Source organism: Nostoc sp. DedVER02, from assembly GCF_034530675.2.
In the GTDB taxonomy this organism is placed as follows: Bacteria; Cyanobacteriota; Cyanobacteriia; order Cyanobacteriales; family Nostocaceae; genus Nostoc.
The window spans coordinates 104,129-119,425 of the sequence record NZ_JAVRCP020000016.1; the positions used below are offsets into that span (position 1 = coordinate 104,129).

Genomic DNA, 15,297 nt, shown 5'->3' on the forward strand with positions numbered 1-15,297 from the left:
CAGTAAATAAGCAATTCCAGATGGAGGAACGATTACAAAAAATTATCGCTCAATGGGGTATCGCCTCACGTCGTGAAGCGGAAGAAATGATTAGGCACTCGCGGGTACAAATCAATGGGGTATTGGCACATTTAGGTCAAAAAGTTGATCCCCAAAAAGATGCGATCGCAATTGATGGAAAAACTATATCCGAAAAGCAGCGTCCGGCTTTAATATATCTATTGCTGCACAAACCGGCGGGAGTAGTTTCGACTTGCTACGATCCTCACGGAAGAAAAACAGTCCTGGATTTACTACCGAAAGAATTACGGGAGGGTTCAGGGATTCACCCAGTTGGGCGTTTAGATGCAGATTCTACAGGAGCATTAATCCTGACAAATGACGGAAATCTGACATTTGGACTAACTCATCCCCGCCACAGCATTTCCAAAACATATCGTGTTTTGGTCAAAGGACATCCCCCAGAGGCAGTACTACAAATGTGGCGTGAGGGTGTGGTGTTAGAGGGGAGGAAAACCAGAACTGCTAAGGTACACCTAATAGAACATCGTGCCGAGCAAAGCTTTTTAGAAATAGTGTTGCAGGAGGGAAGAAATCGCCAAATTCGCCGGATAGCTCAACAGTTAGGATACCCAGTAATTAAGCTGCATCGAACTGCTATCGGTTCCATTCAATTAAAAACTCCAAAACAACCCTTATTGTCAGAGGGTAAATATCGTTCCCTCAAAGATTATGAGATTCGCTTTTTGCAAGATCAGATAACGCAACCTAATTATTGATTCAGTGGAGTTAAGGAGTGTCAGTAGGCATGAAATGGCCAAGAAAGAAGAATAATCACCAGCCATCACTTTCATTAGAGCAACAACGAACCGAAAAGTTGGCAGAATTGGGCGCTCAACTTTGGGCGTTGCGTCAAGAACAGGGCTTATCTCTAGAGCAAGTGGTTGCATTAACCAGAATTCCCCAGCGATTATTACAAGCGATCGAAGAAGGCAATTTAAACGATCTGCCAGAACCAGTTTATATTCAAGGTTTGATTAGGCAATTTGCCGATGCATTAGGCTTGAATGGAGTAGAATTTTCTGGCACTTTTCCGATCGCTTCTGCACAAGTGAACCCCCAAGGAATGGGGCATACTTCACGCATTAATCAACTACGTCCGATTCATCTTTACTTTCTTTACATATTGCTAATTGTATGCTCTGTAAATGGCTTATCTCAGTTATTAAATAACGCAGTATTACAAGCAAGTAATAGCCAAAACCAAATATACCCAAAACAAAAGTCCATTGTTAAACCGGAACCAATCCAACCAAAAGATTCACTAAAAGTTCAACCGGTCAGCGATCCCCTTAACGGCATCCAACAGGAAAAAGTTGTACAGATTGGTGTCACTTTGAAAGCCTCATCCTGGATTCGCGTAGTAGCCGATGGCAAAACCGAGTTTGAGGGTATTCTCCCAGAGGGAACTCACCGGATTTGGAAAGCTCAAGAGCAACTGACAGTGAAAACTGATAATGCAGGCGGTGTTTTAATGAGCGTCAATCAAGAGAAAGCCAAGGAAATGGGAGAGCCAGGAAAAGAGGAAGAAGTTAGGATTGCTGCAAAACCTAAGTTTTGAAATTGGGAATTGGGAATTGGGAATTGGGCATTGGGTATGAAGAAGAGACAAGGTAGACAAGGAAGAGGGGGGAGACTTGGGAGAGACTTATTCAATAATTTCCCCTTGTCTACCTTGTCTTCCTTGTCTCCCTGCCCCCTGCTCCCTGCTCCCCTAATGCTTACTGGGCTTGTGGGGCGCGTCCATTAAGTCTAGTAAGAACTTTTAAGCGATCGCCTAATTCTTCTTTTAACGCTCCTGCTTGATAGCGCCACTCCCAGTTACCCTCAGCAGTACTAGGAAAATTCATCCGCGCTTCGTTTCCTAATCCCAAAACATCTTGTAAGGGAATAATCGCTTGGTTGGCTATGGAACTCAAAGCTAGGCGAATTAAATCCCAGTGGATGCCTTCAGGACTAATACAACCTAAATAAAGTAACAGGTTTTGCTTTTCGTTGTCGTCGGCTGAATTGAACCAGCCTAAAGTTGTGTCATTATCGTGAGTGCCAGTATAAACTACAGCATTTCGCGGGTAATTGAATGGTAAAAATGGATTAGCAGAATCAGCACCAAAGGCAAATTGCAAAATTTTCATCCCCGGAAATTCATACTTATCTCGCAGCGCTTCTACCCCTGGTGTAATTACTCCCAAATCTTCTGCTAAGACGGGTAGTTTACCCAACTTCTCTCTAATCACTTCAAAAAAAGCATCTCCAGGCGCTTCCACCCATTTACCATTGATAGCAGTTTGTTCACCTTGCGGCACAGCCCAATAAGCCTCGAAGCCCCGGAAGTGGTCAATGCGAATAATATCGACATAATCTAGCATTGCCTCAAAGCGCTGTACCCACCATTTAAAGTCTTGTTTTTGCAATTCCTCCCAGTTATAAACCGGGTTGCCCCACAATTGACCAGTGGCGCTAAAGTAATCTGGTGGGACTCCTGCCATTTGGGCAGGAACTCCTGTCTGTTCGTCTAAACAAAAGATATTGGGATGCGCCCACACGTCAGCACTATCATGAGCTACGTAGATGGGAATATCGCCGATAATGTCAATCCCGCGCATGTTGGCATAGCTTTTCAGGTCTGACCACTGCCGGAAAAACTCAAATTGGACGAACTTGTAATAAAAAATCTCCTCATTGAGCCGATGCTGTACCTGAGCTAATGCTTCGGGTTCGCGCTTGACAAATTCTGGCTCCCATGTATGCCAGCTTGCATTTTCGTGGGCATCTTTCAACGCCATAAATAAGGCGTAATTATCTAGCCAATAGGCTTTACTGTCGCAAAAACCTGCAAACTCGTTTTTTTGGATGTCCGTAGCATTCACTTTAAAGTTTTCACAGGCTTTTTTGAGTAGCTCAATCTTAATCGGCACAACTTGGTCGAAGTCTACCTTTTCTACCGGAAATCCTGGTAAATTAGCAAAGTCTTCTTCAGTGAGCAAACCTTCATCTCGTAGTTTTTCTGGGCTAACTAGCAGGGGATTTCCTGCCATTGCTGAATAGCACATATAGGGGGAATTACCGTATCCAGTGGGGCCCAAGGGTAGAACTTGCCAATATTGTTGATGGGTTTCTTTAAGAAAATCGATGAAGCGATAGGCTTCTAAGCCTAAATCTCCAACGCCAAATCGACTGGGAAAGGAGGTAGGATGCAGCAAAATACCACTGGATCTAGGAAAAGGCATAAGTAACCTGAATTATGAGAGGGAGCAATTGTCTGATGGACACGCTACGCGATCGCATCGAATTTATCATGGAACAGTATTTGCACGGTAAATCAAGTAAACTCATTTTGATTGTCATTTGTCCTTTGTCATTCGTCCTTTATGAATAACCAATGACTAATGACTAATGACCAATGACCAATGACTAATAAATATGACTTACCGAAATCCTGCACCAACAGTTGATATCATCATTGAACTAGTAGATCGACCTCATCGGCCAATAGTGTTAATCGAAAGACATAATCTACCCTTGGGTTGGGCTATTCCTGGTGGTTTTGTAGATTATGGGGAAGCTGTAGAAGTGGCGGCCCGACGCGAGGCTGAGGAAGAAACGAGTTTGCAGGTGGAATTAGTTGAACAATTACTGGTGTATTCTGATCCCAATCGCGATCCCCGCCAGCATACGATTAGCATTGTGTTTTTAGCAACAGCTACAGGAGAACCAAAGGCTGGGGATGATGCCAAGGGTGTAGGTATTTTTGAGTATTGGCGCGTACCTGGTGATTTATGTTTTGACCACGATCGCATTCTGCACGATTATTGGCGATATCGGCATTATGGGATACGTCCAAGGTTGGGGTAAGAGGGACGAACCGCAGAGGCGCAGAGAGAAGAGGGGAGAGGAATATCTGGAATTCCCCTATATACAGTTTGTGTAAAAGTTATGTAGGAATCGGTTGGTGTTGGGAGGATGTCAAAGCCAAGATTCTAAGGCTAAGGTTTGCACCTGTTGTATCCTTTGAAAATCGCTGTCTCCTGAGACGACGGTGAGGTTATAGTGCAGAGCAGTTGATGCTATCCACAAGTCGTTATCGCTAAAACCCAAATCTTGAACTGTAAACTTTCTACGCTTTGCTTTGTCTTTTGGGCCAAAATGTTCGACAATTTATCCTTTGAGATTACCGTAAACATCGGCAACCCCTCCACTAATGGGATAAAGGTCAATGGTTTGCAGAAAAGTTCTGACAAAGCGAAGATTTGCTTCTTGTTGAGAAGATTTTTGTACCATGTAAAGGAGTTCACTTTGCACAATAACGCTAGTTGCAACCCCTAAACCGATGTGTTCTTGTAACCGACGAATGATGTTTGTTTCTCCAAAAATGATCCGGCTGCAATTGTTGGTATCTAGGAGGTACATCACTAAAATTCAGTCGGGGAACGGGTTTCGTAAACAAGCTGCAAGCACTCCTCAAAATCATCCCCTTGCCAGGTTCCGGCAAATTTTAGTAAATCTTCTGCTTTAGAGCCTCTAAGAATTGGTGCTGCTTCTTGTATTTCCGGTTTTGTTTGATGACTGGAGGTATCATCATTTTTTTCCGTTGACAGGTTAAGAGATATTTCCTCAGTTGTTGGTTTTGTCTTGAGAAAACGCAAAAAATCTAGTGTTTGGGCTAGTAGAACATCTGAGGATGATTCAATTTCTTGAAGCAGTATTTCTTTTATGTTCATCAATGATATTTTGCAGTTTGTCGTAACTGTATTATACGAGTGCGATCGCTATGCTGAACTGACGGCATTATGGGGATGTGTTCGAGGTTGGGGTAAGAGGGACGAACCGCAAAGGCGCAAAGGGCGCGAAGGAAGAAAAGAGAGGAATACCTGTGACACAAAGTTTTTGTGATTATACTGTGTCAGTGGTATTTAAAGGTGAATTATGGATGCTGAGACACTGTTAGAGAGATATGCCGCAGGAGAACGGAAATTTCATAAGGAGAATCTTAGAGGAATAGATCTCAAATATGCAAATCTGAGTGGAATAGACCTAACAGGTGCAGATTTGACGGGTGTAGATTTAAATGATGCAAATCTGAGTAAAGCATTACTTCAAAATGCAAATTTCACTAGAGCTTCTCTAACAGGTGCAAATTTGAGTGAGTTGGGCGAAAGTTCTAGTTTAAATTTGAGTTGGGCAGACCTAAGTAGTGCTGACTTGAGTGGAGCAAAACTAAGTAGCGCTAACTTTAGTAACGCTAATTTGGATAATGCCAACTTGAGTAAAGCAAACTTGAGTAGTGCTAACTTTAGTAATGCCAATCTAGATAACGCCAACTTGAGTGATGCGACACTCAATTCTGCAAACTTAACTGACGCATCCTTAAATGAAGCAAAAGTCGTTAGAGCTAACCTTACTAGTGCTGATTTAAGTAGAGCTAACTTGTTTGCAGCTGATTTGAGTCAAGCAAACTTAGCTCAAGTGATACTCAAAGGTGCTAACTTGCAGGGAGCCAAAATTCGGGGTGTTAATTTATCTCAAAAAGATTTGTCAGGTATGAATCTGACTGAAGCTGATTTAGGTGCAGCAAATCTTATAGGTGTAAATTTCAGAAAAGCTTGTCTTAAAGGGACAAATTTAGAGAAAGCAGAACTGCAAAAAGTAGATTTTATCAACGCGAATCTGAAAGAGGCAAAGCTGAAGAAGGTAGATTTAACTGGAGCAAATATCTATGGGGCAACTTTTAAAGATGCTGACCTCACTGGTGCGATAATGCCAGATGGAGAAGTCTATAAACCGATCGCTTCTCAGCTAGAAATCGGTAAACAGGAAACATCGTTAGAGAAAGTAATATCTATGACCCGTAAAGTAATTAATACTGATAACGCACCCGCACCAGTTGGCCCTTATAATCAAGCGATCGCAGCTTCAGGTCAATTTCTATTCATAGCTGGACAAGTTGCCATCGATCCCCGCCTTGGTGATGTCGTCTACACTGATGATGTCAAAAAGCAAACTGAGCAAGTATTAGCTAATCTTGAAGCTATTCTCACAGAAGCCGGTGCAACTTTTCAAGATGTGGTGAAGACCACTGTATTTTTAGCTGATATGAATGATTTCGCGGCAGTAAATGCCATTTATGCTAAATATTTCCCAGAAAATACAGCCCCAGCGCGGGCTTGTGTTCAGGTATCGCGCTTACCTAAAGATGTGTTAGTAGAAATTGATGCGATCGCAGTAATTAGCGCTTAGTCTCAACATACATCCTCAGATTGACAGTTTGAGGGAAGGTTAATCAGAAAGTGGAGTCTTGACCTATTGGAAATTGAAATTTTTCATCAGGGCACTCTGATCAAAAAGGCTCAAGCATTTCTGCCTGAGCCTTTCCTAGATTTAACTAAATGACTTTTGTCTGTTTAGCTTAGTAGCGACCACCACCGCCACCACGGTTGTAGCCACCGCCACCACCGCCGCGATTACCACCAAAAGAACCACCGCCACCTCTGTCTTCTCTGGGTTTGGCCTTATTCACTTTAAGGTCACGACCCAACCATTCAGCACCATCAAGGGCTTCAATGGCTTTGGCTTCTTCGTCTTCTGAACTCATTTCCACGAAAGCAAAGCCGCGTAAACGACCTGTTTCACGATCAGTAGGAAGCTGAACACGCTTTACAGAACCATATTCTGCAAAAACAGTACTCAACGCATCTTGTGTAACATCATAGGAGAGGTTACCAACGTAAATTGACATCAAATGTCTCCAAAATCATAAGTTTGTAGAGATTTAGATTTCGGAGAGAAGTCTGTAATACCAAAAGGGAAAAGCCTGTCAATACTAAAATCAAACACTGTCGCCGAATTAATTCTCATTTCACTTCCCATTGTTACATGACGACTTACTTTCTGGGGGAAAGTGGGGAAAAATGTTATAAAAAGTTATATTGGCAGTTGATAGCTAGCTGCTGGGTAGTTCCAAAACGCGTGAGGCTATAGCTGCCAGCTACATTCACCCAATAAACTAGCTCTCTATTCTATTTTCTAAATATTGACCAATCATCAACTGCTCACCAGCACGAGAAATAATAGTCTGTCTGGTGCGGTATTGACTGCCAATTAGCTTTAACTCTTCTTCAAAAACTGAACCGTTGTATTCGGTTCGCAAATATAGTGTTTTGGGGTTAGAAAAATAATACTGGGCGGTGACTGGTTTAGATATGGCAAAACCGCGATCGCGGTACAAGGTACTTCCCTTCACCCCAAATATTGTTGAACCTTGCGATTCTTTCTTTGTTTTAGACACATCTGTACTTTCCCAGACAATTGCTGCACCACAAATTAAACTACCTGCATCTAATAAATCGTGCATCTGAGCTAGCTTTTGCAATTCATCACAGCCCTGCTCTAAAAAATTGATCGTAACTATACTTTCGATCTCCTTAGTTTCTCCCTTCGGTAGGGTATAGTAGCGTCGTTGCGATCGCCACTTACCTGCTGATTCCTGGAAAAATTCGGAAATCTCGGATTCATCAGTGGTTTGTGCAATTTTGAACAAAGATGTCATACCTTACCTTCCTCACCTATGCAAGTATATTTTGGCAAAAAAGTTCATTCTTACCTGTTGTATGGTACTTATCGCCCTATTTCTTGCCATATTACGCAAGAGAGGTAAGAAGAAATAGTGTTTTCCACTACATTATAGACACAATTAAGCAATAAATCTTTAATATTCTTAATAAAATAAGAAATTCCAGTAATACCTGCTAGTTTTAGTAGAATAAATTGAGTAAGTAAAAACAAGGGTAATTATTGTAAGACTGCCCAAATTATGATAATCAGCAAAAAAGCCTCATACTTTTGGAAAAAGCCAAGTTTCTCCTCTGGGTAGATCCCAGAAAAATGACAAATATTTATACTAAAGTTTATAATTTGTTAACTGCAAGAAGATTATCTACCTCTGCGTAAGAAGTAGAACGGTGAGAAATTTTGGACTTTTGTGGGAAAACAGTAGTTTTTGATTCAAAAATTACTGTCATGCAGCTTATTCTTCATTCTCGCCGTTTTTTGTTAATGATATCTCTCAAAATTACTTGGTAAAACACGGCTGTTTAACCCCAAAAGCTCCCCAATAGGAGAAAAGTAAATGATTTTGGACACAAATAAGCCGCACAGACAGGTGAAAATGAAAGATCCCGTAGTCACTAACCAACTAATTAATAGCGAGTTAGATTCAGTTGTGAAAACTGAGGTGGCGACCGCAGATTTTAAGAGTAGACTTCTTGCAAACAGTATTTGTTCAACAGGTGGAAAAGGGAAAAATTACTTACTTTCCTCCACTTATATAAGAAGTTTATTAATGTCCTGTTTGGTAGCTATCGGATTGCTGACGGCGAGTTGTGGCTCGTCGCCCAAAGAATCAGCAGATGCACAATCTCAGAGTCCTGGAAATCGGGAACGTAGTAGTACAACGCCTGTAGATGTAGCGATCGCTCGAACTGAGATACTGGAAAAACAACCAGAATACACAGGTAATACAATACCGTTCCGCATTGTATCACTGCGATCGCAAGTAGAAGGGCGCTTGTTAGCTTTGAACCTTGATGTGGGCGATACAGTAAAGCTTGGGCAAAACGTCGGGCAGTTAGATGATGCCATCCTTTCGACCGAATTAAAGCAAGCTGAAGCAGAATTAGCAGCCCTCAAATCAGAAGTAGCGAGGGCAACCAATCAGGTAAGTAATGCCCGTGCTGACGTTGAACGGGCACGGTTAGAGGTTGTGCAAGCTCAGGCAGATTCAGAACGGCAACAGAGGTTATTCAAAGCTGGAGCGATCGCTGAACAAACTGCCCAGCAGTCACGTACCCAGGCAAAAACAGCAGCCCAAGCACTGCGAGCAGCCCAAGAGCAAGTTCGTACAGAACAGCAAGCTGTCGCCGCTGCCCAAGGCAGAGTTTTGGCGCAGCAGGCATTGGTTGCCCAAACCAAAGAACGTAGGTCTTACGCGCAGCTGAAATCTCCGATCGCTGGCATAGTTACAGAAAAAGTGACAGAACCGGGCAATCTTCTACAAGCAGGTAATGAAGTCGTCAAAATTGGCGATTTTAACCGTGTCAAAGTCGTTGTGCAAGTTTCCGAATTAGAACTAGCACAAATTCAGGTTGGACAGTCTGTACAAGTGCGCCTAGATGCCTTCCCCAAGGAAACATTAATTGGGAGAGTTACGCGCATTTCTCCAGCTGCCGATGCTACTGCTCGTTTGATACCTGTAGAAGTAGTGATTCCCAACGCTCAAGGCAAAATTGGCAGTGGACTACTGGCGCGAGTCAACTTTGAAAACCAGACTCAACAGCGCGTAGTCGTGCCGCAAGGAGCTATTCAGAAACAAGCCGGCACTAAGAACTCTAAGGGTACAGGGGAGACGCAAGCAAATGTCCCACAGAATTCCCCATCTAACACATCTGGTATGGCAGAGGTAAAATCACAAGACCGAAGTGGGACAATATTTGTCGTCAGAGACACAGAAGGCAAAACGCAGGTAACAGCGCGAGCCGTAATGTTGGGACAAAGGGCTGATGGGAAAGTAGAAATTTTATCCGGTTTGCAAGCAGGAGAGCGCTATGTTGTTCGGAGTGGTAAACCGTTAAAAGAAGGTGACACTGTAAGTCTTTCAATTCTTTCAGAAAAGTAATAGTAAATAACCACCATACCAAGGATAAAAGTATCCAGTAGTCATCACTTAGCGCTTAGGAATCATGCAACAAGCAAATAATAATGGCAATGGCGGATTTAGTCTTAGTGCGATCGCTATCCGCCAACACATTGGCACACTCATGCTTACCGTGGCAGTAATTGTCATTGGGGTATTTTTTCTCACAACGATCCAAGTCGATCTCTTACCGTCAATTACCTATCCACGAATTGGGGTTCGGCTAGAAGCCCCAGGTATTTCACCAGAAGTAGCAGTGGATGAAATCACCAGGCCCTTAGAAGAAGCTTTAAGGGCAACCGAGAATGTAGTACAAGTTTTTTCCCGTACCCGTGAAGGACAGGTAAGCCTCGATTTATACTTCCAACCGGGGGGCGATATTGACCAAGCCCTAAATGATGCTACTGCTGCTTTTAACCGGGGTCGGGGACAACTGCCAGATACCATAGAGGAACCGCGATTATTTAAAGTCGATCCCTCCCAATTGCCGGTTTATGAATTGGCACTGACATCTACTTCTTTGCAAGGTAAAGACTTACGGGTATTTGCTGATGAAGAGTTAACCCGTGAACTAAGTGTCGTGCCAGGAGTCGCCTCAGTTGATGTATCTGGCGGTGCAGAAGAAGAAGTACGAGTGCTTGTTGACTTGAACCGATTGCAAGCTTTGGGTGTCGGCTTAAATGATGTCTTAGACGAATTAACAGCCCGTAACCAAGATACTTCCGGTGGTCGGATTCTGGGGCAAAATTCCGAGCCATTGACTAGAACTGTCGGACGCTTCCAAAATGCCAAGGAAATTGAAAACCTTTCCTTAGAAGTTTCCTCCCCTGCCTCCCCTGCCTCCTCTACTTCCCCAACACCTTCCCGCCGCGTCTACTTGCGAGATTTCGCTGAGGTAATTGACGATACAGAAGAACAACGAGTATTTGTTTACCTAAACCGTCAGCCTGCGGTAAAATTTTCAATTCAAAAGCAACCTGAAGCCAACACAATCACAGTTGTAGATGCTGTTAAACGTCGAATTGAACAATTACGGCAATCGGGTTTAATTCCAGCAGACATGACTTTAAGCCCCACCACAGATGAATCTGTCTTCATCCGCAATTCTTTAAATGATGTCATCTTTTCAGGGATTTCTGGGGCATTGTTGGCAGCAGCCGCCGTGTTGTTATTTTTGGGATCGTTTAGGCAAACATTGATTATCAGTTTGACCATTCCCTTGTGTACTCTGGCTGCGATCGCTTTAATGAAAATCTTTGGTCTGACTTTGAATGTATTCAGTTTGGCAGGATTGACATTAGGAGTTGGTCAAGCAATTGATACATCGGTTGTGATCTTAGAGAACATTTCCGAAAAAACAGGCATGACTCCCAATCAGAAAGAGATGGAGGCAGAGGGGCAGAGGAGCAGAGGAGCAGAGGGGAAGAGGAGAAATTCAAAATTCTTTATTGACAGTGCCATTAATGCTTCCCAAGAAGTAGAATCTGCTTTAGTTGCTGCTACAGGTGCAAACTTAGTTTCTGTAGTGCCATTCCTTTTAATTGGCGGCTTTATTGCACTGCTATTTAATGAACTAATTTTGACAATTAGCTTCGCTGTTGCAGCTTCCCTTGTGGTTGCGATTACAGTCGTACCTATGCTGTCTTCTCGACTTTTGGGAATTTCTTGGTCTAGTCGGATTAGCGAATTTTGGCTGCTTAGACAGTTTAATCACCGATTTGAAGATGCAACGCGGGGATACGGGAATTTCCTAACCAAGGTTTTACGTTATCGGTTTTTCGTAGTAACTGCTGCTTTGCTAATTTTAGGCGGTAGTAGCTTCTTTATGTTTGGTCAGATTCCCCAAGAAATTTTACCCCGCATCAGTACCGGACAAGCTAACTTGAGAGCGCAGTTTCCACCCGGTACACCTTTAGCAACTTCTGAAAAAGTTATGCAAATTGTCGATGACATTTTGCTCAAACAACCAGAAACCGAGTCTGCTTTTACAACTGTGGGTGGTAGTTTATTTGGCAGCAATACTACAGAAAATCCTTTACGTGCCAGTAGCACCATCAATCTTAAACCAGGTACAGATGTTGAAACTTTCGTCAAAAAAGTAACTCAGGAATTTAACAAACTCAACTTAGCAGGAATTTTGTTGCGCCTCAATCCTGGTCAAGTGCGGGGTTTAATCTTGAGTAATTCTCCAGTGCAAGGGTCAGAAGTTGATGTGATTTTGCAAGGTGAGAATGAAGAAAACTTAACCCAAGCAGGCGCACAAGTGCTGCAAGCATTACAAGAAAGGGCAAAATTAGCGACATTCCGACCAGATGCCGACCCCCGACAACCAGAAATCCAAATTCGCCCAGACTGGGAAAGAGTTTCGGCTTTAGGGTTGAACGCAGGGCAAATTGGTGCAACAGTTCAAACAGCAATTGAAGGTTCAGTTCCTACACAAATTCAACGCGGTAATCGTTTAGTTGATGTGCGGGTGCAGCTAAATAAAGAAGCCATTCAGCGTCCTTCCCAGCTAGAACAATTACCACTATTTACAGAAAACAATCAACTAATCCGGCTTTCAGATGTTGCGAACATTCAAGAAGGTCAAGCACCTGGTGAGGTGCAACGGATTAATCAGCGTCAAGCTTTTATCGTGGCAGGCAATCTCAGCGAGGGAGCGAGTCTTGGTGAAGCGATCGCAGAAGTTAACGAGGTACTTAAGGATGTAGACTTACCTGATGGCGTTTCAATTGTCCCTAGTTCTGCCCAAGAAACTAATCAGCAACTTCAGGATGCTTTAAAAACTTTGGGGGCGTTGGCGGTATTCTTAATCTTTGTAGTCATGGCGGTGCAATACAATTCGCTGATTGACCCGTTGGTAATTATGTTCACTGTTCCACTAGCCTTAGCTGGGGGACTTTTTGGGCTTTATATCACCCAAACTGCGATCGGCGCAACTGTAATTGTTGGTGTCGTGCTACTGGTGGGAATTGTGGTAAATGCAGGGATTCTAATGGTAGAACTTGCAAACCAAATTCGGGATGAAGAAGGTTGTAGTCGCCAAATTGCCATCATGAAAGCTGCTCCTCAACGCTTGCGCCCGATTATCATGACCACAGTCACCACTATCTTGGGACTGTTCCCTTTAGCATTGGGCATTGGCGAAGGTTCTGAGTTTTTACAGCCTTTAGGGATTGTAGTTTTCTTTGGGATGGCGGTCTCTACAATGCTGACATTATTTATCATTCCCTGTTTTTATATTCTGCTGCACGATTTACTGGGTGGAAATTGGGCAAAGCCAGTGTTAATCCGCTTGCGTGGATTTACAAAAAAATGGATTTGAATCCCTGATAGGGATTAATTTTTTCAACACGCCAGAGACTGAAATTTCAATTAACGCGATCTATCAACAAGTTTTTCGTTGGCGATCGCGTTAACTAAGCTTTTTAAATCCATATATTGTCTAATTTGTCAATCAATAAGTTATAATTTAGATTTTTTATAAAGATTGCGTGAAATTACTAGTTATCGTGATAAAGCATTACAAGAATTGCTTTATAAATCAACATACGAGTATATGTAAACTCACTGAGCAAGCATACACTGAGCGCTATTTATCTAGCAAATACATAGCAGTTTAAAAGTAAGGTTTTGCTGCTTGATTTAACCGGCGTGATATAGCATTCTCTCAATCAATATGAATGGGGACAGAAATATGACAATAGTAACCAAAATAGCCTTGTCTCTTTTAGGAGCAGCAGGAATTAGTTTTTTGTCTTTGACACCAGCGAGAGCCGTTATCTTGGTAGAAACTACTGTGACGACTCAAGATCAAGACATACTCAACACCAAAAACCCAAGAATTCTTACAAATTATCAACCAGGGCAAGTAATAGAATATGGTGTTCCAGATGTAGCTAATAACTTTCTAAATAACACTGGGTACGATATCGAAAGCTTAGTCTTTGATTTAAAAACGCTCTCCTATAATAATGAGCCTGTAGAGTGGGGAGATGTTAATGGAGATGGAAAGATTGGTTCCTCTAATAATCCCGATCTAAAGGATATTTTTTCAGACATTAGCATCAGTGGTAGCACTATTACTTTTAGTGGTGGCGTAATTCCAAACGGAAGCCTGTTTTACAATCCCTTTGCTACACTACCAAATCTCGCCCCAGGTGGTGGAATCGTTCCACCAATACCAGCAGAGCAAACAGATAAAGATGGGCCTATTAGAGTCGCTGCTTATTACACCGCCATTCCTGAATCAACTAATGTTTTGGGTGTATTAGTCCTTGGTGCTTTAGGTGTAGCTTTAAAATTAAAGCGATCGCTACCCTGTTAACGCTATCGGAACTGGGGACTGGGGACTGGAGACTAGGGAAAGTAACAATTCCCAATTCCCAATTCCCTTTAATCACGATACACTGCCAATGTTTCCTGATGAACGCGGGCAACACTTAACCACTGGAGGTTTTGATTTGCCCGATTTTTCCATTCGTGCAGCATATCAGCGTTACTCAGTAATTGCACTAAAACCTCAGCCAAAGCCTTACTATCTTTTGCTGGCACTAAAAGACCTGCTTGCCCATTGTCCAAAGCTTCAGGAATTCCATCTACTTGAGTACCAACGATCGCAATTCTGGCTTCTCTAGCTTCGGAAAGTACCAGAGGGCAAGGATCTCGATGGGAAGCTAGCACAAATATGTCACAAGATATTAGGTAGCGTTGAGGTTCTGCCTGGAAACCTTCAAAATGAATCCGTTCTTTTACAGAAGTTGCTTGTACTTGTGCCTCAAATAGCTGTTTATCCGGGCCATTTCCTACCAAATAAAGATGCGCTTGGGGAAAATCTGGGGCAATTTGTTCAAAGGCAGCGATTAACTCAGCAATACCTTTGCGTTGATACATTCCGGCTACAGTAGCGATCGCTGGACGTTGTAACCCTAAAGGTTGATAATCTTGTATTTGTCGGGTACGGGGACTGCCCAAGGTTCCATTGCATACTACCCGCAATTTGTTTTCTGGGATACCGCGCTTTGCCATAGAATCTCGCACCGCTTTACTAACGGCAATCACCTTATCAGCTAAACCCATCAGCACACTAGAACGCTGAAATTCGTTATGGACTGTAGAAACTAAAGTATATTTATTGCCTTTAAAAATGCGTGCTAAAATTACTCCCGTCATCATGTGAGCATGAACAATATCCGGCTGAAATTCTGCTGCGATCGCTCGATAACGTACAGCCGCTTTGATAATACTTCTCGGTTTTCTAGTTTGGTCTAATTGGTAGTGTTTGACACCACATATATTTAGTAATTTCTCATATTCACCACCAGCAGAAATAACCGCTACCTCATAACCAGATTTTGCCTGTAAACAAGCCAGATCAACAGCCACATTCACAATACCGTTACCTATTTCTTGAACGTGGTTCAAAATATGTATGATTCGCATAACTTTAGAGATATGTATAAAAAATAAAGACAAGTAACTGAGTAAAGACAAACATAATTATTGAGTTTTCAACGACAACTCAAAATTAGCCAGTAGTATTAAAATTC

13 protein-coding genes and 1 pseudogene are annotated in these 15,297 nt (G+C 42.6%); 8 read left to right on the forward strand and 6 right to left on the reverse strand.

Features of this window, described 5'->3' with window-relative positions; translation table 11 throughout:
* The first annotated feature begins 20 nt into the window (after positions 1-20).
* The gene (locus tag RMZ41_RS17690) at positions 21-779 is read left to right on the forward strand and encodes a pseudouridine synthase (RefSeq protein WP_322643780.1); all 759 of its coding nucleotides are present in this window, start codon (positions 21-23) and stop codon (positions 777-779) included.
* A gap of 29 nt (positions 780-808) precedes the next feature.
* Positions 809-1,621 carry a RodZ family helix-turn-helix domain-containing protein gene (locus RMZ41_RS17695; RefSeq protein WP_322643781.1) on the forward strand — a complete coding sequence of 271 codons (813 nt, stop codon included), beginning with the start codon at positions 809-811 and terminating at the stop codon, positions 1,619-1,621.
* 160 nt (positions 1,622-1,781) lie between these two features.
* On the opposite strand, the gene malQ is transcribed toward RMZ41_RS17695, so the two are convergent.
* Positions 1,782-3,290, reverse strand: a complete 1,509-nt coding sequence (gene malQ / locus RMZ41_RS17700) for a 4-alpha-glucanotransferase (RefSeq protein WP_322643782.1) — start codon at positions 3,288-3,290, stop codon at positions 1,782-1,784.
* A gap of 193 nt (positions 3,291-3,483) precedes the next feature.
* Here malQ and RMZ41_RS17705 point away from each other — a divergent pair, with 193 nt between their 5' ends.
* Positions 3,484-3,915, forward strand: coding sequence for an NUDIX hydrolase (locus tag RMZ41_RS17705; protein WP_322643783.1), 432 nt, complete (start codon positions 3,484-3,486; stop codon positions 3,913-3,915).
* 111 nt (positions 3,916-4,026) lie between these two features.
* On the opposite strand, the pseudogene RMZ41_RS17710 reads toward RMZ41_RS17705, so the two are convergent.
* Together RMZ41_RS17710 and RMZ41_RS17715 are read right to left on the reverse strand one after the other, a co-directional pair.
* A pseudogene (locus tag RMZ41_RS17710) lies at positions 4,027-4,470 on the reverse strand (type II toxin-antitoxin system VapC family toxin).
* 2 nt (positions 4,471-4,472) lie between these two features.
* A complete protein-coding gene (locus tag RMZ41_RS17715; protein ID WP_322643784.1) occupies positions 4,473-4,781 on the reverse strand; it encodes a hypothetical protein in 309 nt (102 codons plus the stop codon).
* Between RMZ41_RS17715 and RMZ41_RS17720 the strand changes: the two genes are divergently transcribed.
* Together RMZ41_RS17720 and RMZ41_RS17725 are read left to right on the forward strand one after the other, a co-directional pair.
* Positions 4,774-4,953, forward strand: coding sequence for a hypothetical protein (locus RMZ41_RS17720; RefSeq protein ID WP_322643785.1), 180 nt, complete (start codon positions 4,774-4,776; stop codon positions 4,951-4,953). The two genes, RMZ41_RS17715 and RMZ41_RS17720, sit on opposite strands and share 8 nt — an antisense overlap.
* A gap of 33 nt (positions 4,954-4,986) precedes the next feature.
* The gene (locus RMZ41_RS17725; RefSeq protein WP_322643786.1) at positions 4,987-6,297 is read left to right on the forward strand and encodes a Rid family detoxifying hydrolase; all 1,311 of its coding nucleotides are present in this window, start codon (positions 4,987-4,989) and stop codon (positions 6,295-6,297) included.
* Between the two features lie 169 nt (positions 6,298-6,466).
* Here RMZ41_RS17725 and RMZ41_RS17730 read toward each other — a convergent pair whose 3' ends face one another.
* Together RMZ41_RS17730 and RMZ41_RS17735 are read right to left on the reverse strand one after the other, a co-directional pair.
* Complete coding sequence (locus tag RMZ41_RS17730; RefSeq protein ID WP_322643787.1) at positions 6,467-6,796, reverse strand: RNA-binding protein; 330 nt, start codon at positions 6,794-6,796, stop codon at positions 6,467-6,469.
* Positions 6,797-7,063: 267 nt separating this feature from the next.
* Positions 7,064-7,606, reverse strand: coding sequence for a phycobiliprotein lyase (locus RMZ41_RS17735; protein WP_322643788.1), 543 nt, complete (start codon positions 7,604-7,606; stop codon positions 7,064-7,066).
* Positions 7,607-8,185: 579 nt separating this feature from the next.
* On the opposite strand from RMZ41_RS17735, the gene RMZ41_RS17740 reads away from it, so the two are divergent.
* From RMZ41_RS17740 to RMZ41_RS17750, 3 genes are all read left to right on the forward strand, one after another.
* The gene (locus RMZ41_RS17740) at positions 8,186-9,730 is read left to right on the forward strand and encodes an efflux RND transporter periplasmic adaptor subunit (protein ID WP_322643789.1); all 1,545 of its coding nucleotides are present in this window, start codon (positions 8,186-8,188) and stop codon (positions 9,728-9,730) included.
* Between the two features lie 64 nt (positions 9,731-9,794).
* Positions 9,795-13,073: an efflux RND transporter permease subunit gene (locus RMZ41_RS17745; RefSeq protein ID WP_322643790.1), complete on the forward strand. Its 3,279-nt coding sequence runs from the start codon at positions 9,795-9,797 to the stop codon at positions 13,071-13,073.
* A 372-nt stretch (positions 13,074-13,445) separates the two neighbouring features.
* Positions 13,446-14,075, forward strand: coding sequence for a hypothetical protein (locus RMZ41_RS17750; protein WP_322643791.1), 630 nt, complete (start codon positions 13,446-13,448; stop codon positions 14,073-14,075).
* A gap of 68 nt (positions 14,076-14,143) precedes the next feature.
* On the opposite strand, the gene RMZ41_RS17755 is transcribed toward RMZ41_RS17750, so the two are convergent.
* Entirely contained in the window at positions 14,144-15,190 is a 1,047-nt protein-coding gene (locus RMZ41_RS17755; protein WP_322643792.1) for a glycosyltransferase family 4 protein, read from the reverse strand.
* Positions 15,191-15,297 lie beyond the last annotated feature (107 nt).

What these genes read in the sequence shown, in the direction of transcription:
- RMZ41_RS17745 (WP_322643790.1), top strand. Translation starts at nt 9,795, where the DNA reads ATGCAACAAGCAAATAATAATGGCAATGGCGGATTTAGTCTTAGTGCG.
- RMZ41_RS17705 (WP_322643783.1), top strand. Translation starts at nt 3,484, where the DNA reads ATGACTTACCGAAATCCTGCACCAACAGTTGATATCATCATTGAACTA.
- RMZ41_RS17715 (WP_322643784.1), bottom strand. Translation starts at nt 4,781, where the DNA reads ATGAACATAAAAGAAATACTGCTTCAAGAAATTGAATCATCCTCAGAT.
- RMZ41_RS17730 (WP_322643787.1), bottom strand. Translation starts at nt 6,796, where the DNA reads ATGTCAATTTACGTTGGTAACCTCTCCTATGATGTTACACAAGATGCG.
- RMZ41_RS17695 (WP_322643781.1), top strand. Translation starts at nt 809, where the DNA reads ATGAAATGGCCAAGAAAGAAGAATAATCACCAGCCATCACTTTCATTA.
- RMZ41_RS17755 (WP_322643792.1), bottom strand. Translation starts at nt 15,190, where the DNA reads ATGCGAATCATACATATTTTGAACCACGTTCAAGAAATAGGTAACGGT.
- RMZ41_RS17690 (WP_322643780.1), top strand. Translation starts at nt 21, where the DNA reads ATGGAGGAACGATTACAAAAAATTATCGCTCAATGGGGTATCGCCTCA.
- RMZ41_RS17740 (WP_322643789.1), top strand. Translation starts at nt 8,186, where the DNA reads ATGATTTTGGACACAAATAAGCCGCACAGACAGGTGAAAATGAAAGAT.
- RMZ41_RS17725 (WP_322643786.1), top strand. Translation starts at nt 4,987, where the DNA reads ATGGATGCTGAGACACTGTTAGAGAGATATGCCGCAGGAGAACGGAAA.
- malQ (WP_322643782.1), bottom strand. Translation starts at nt 3,290, where the DNA reads ATGCCTTTTCCTAGATCCAGTGGTATTTTGCTGCATCCTACCTCCTTT.
- RMZ41_RS17735 (WP_322643788.1), bottom strand. Translation starts at nt 7,606, where the DNA reads ATGACATCTTTGTTCAAAATTGCACAAACCACTGATGAATCCGAGATT.
- RMZ41_RS17750 (WP_322643791.1), top strand. Translation starts at nt 13,446, where the DNA reads ATGACAATAGTAACCAAAATAGCCTTGTCTCTTTTAGGAGCAGCAGGA.
- RMZ41_RS17720 (WP_322643785.1), top strand. Translation starts at nt 4,774, where the DNA reads ATGTTCATCAATGATATTTTGCAGTTTGTCGTAACTGTATTATACGAG.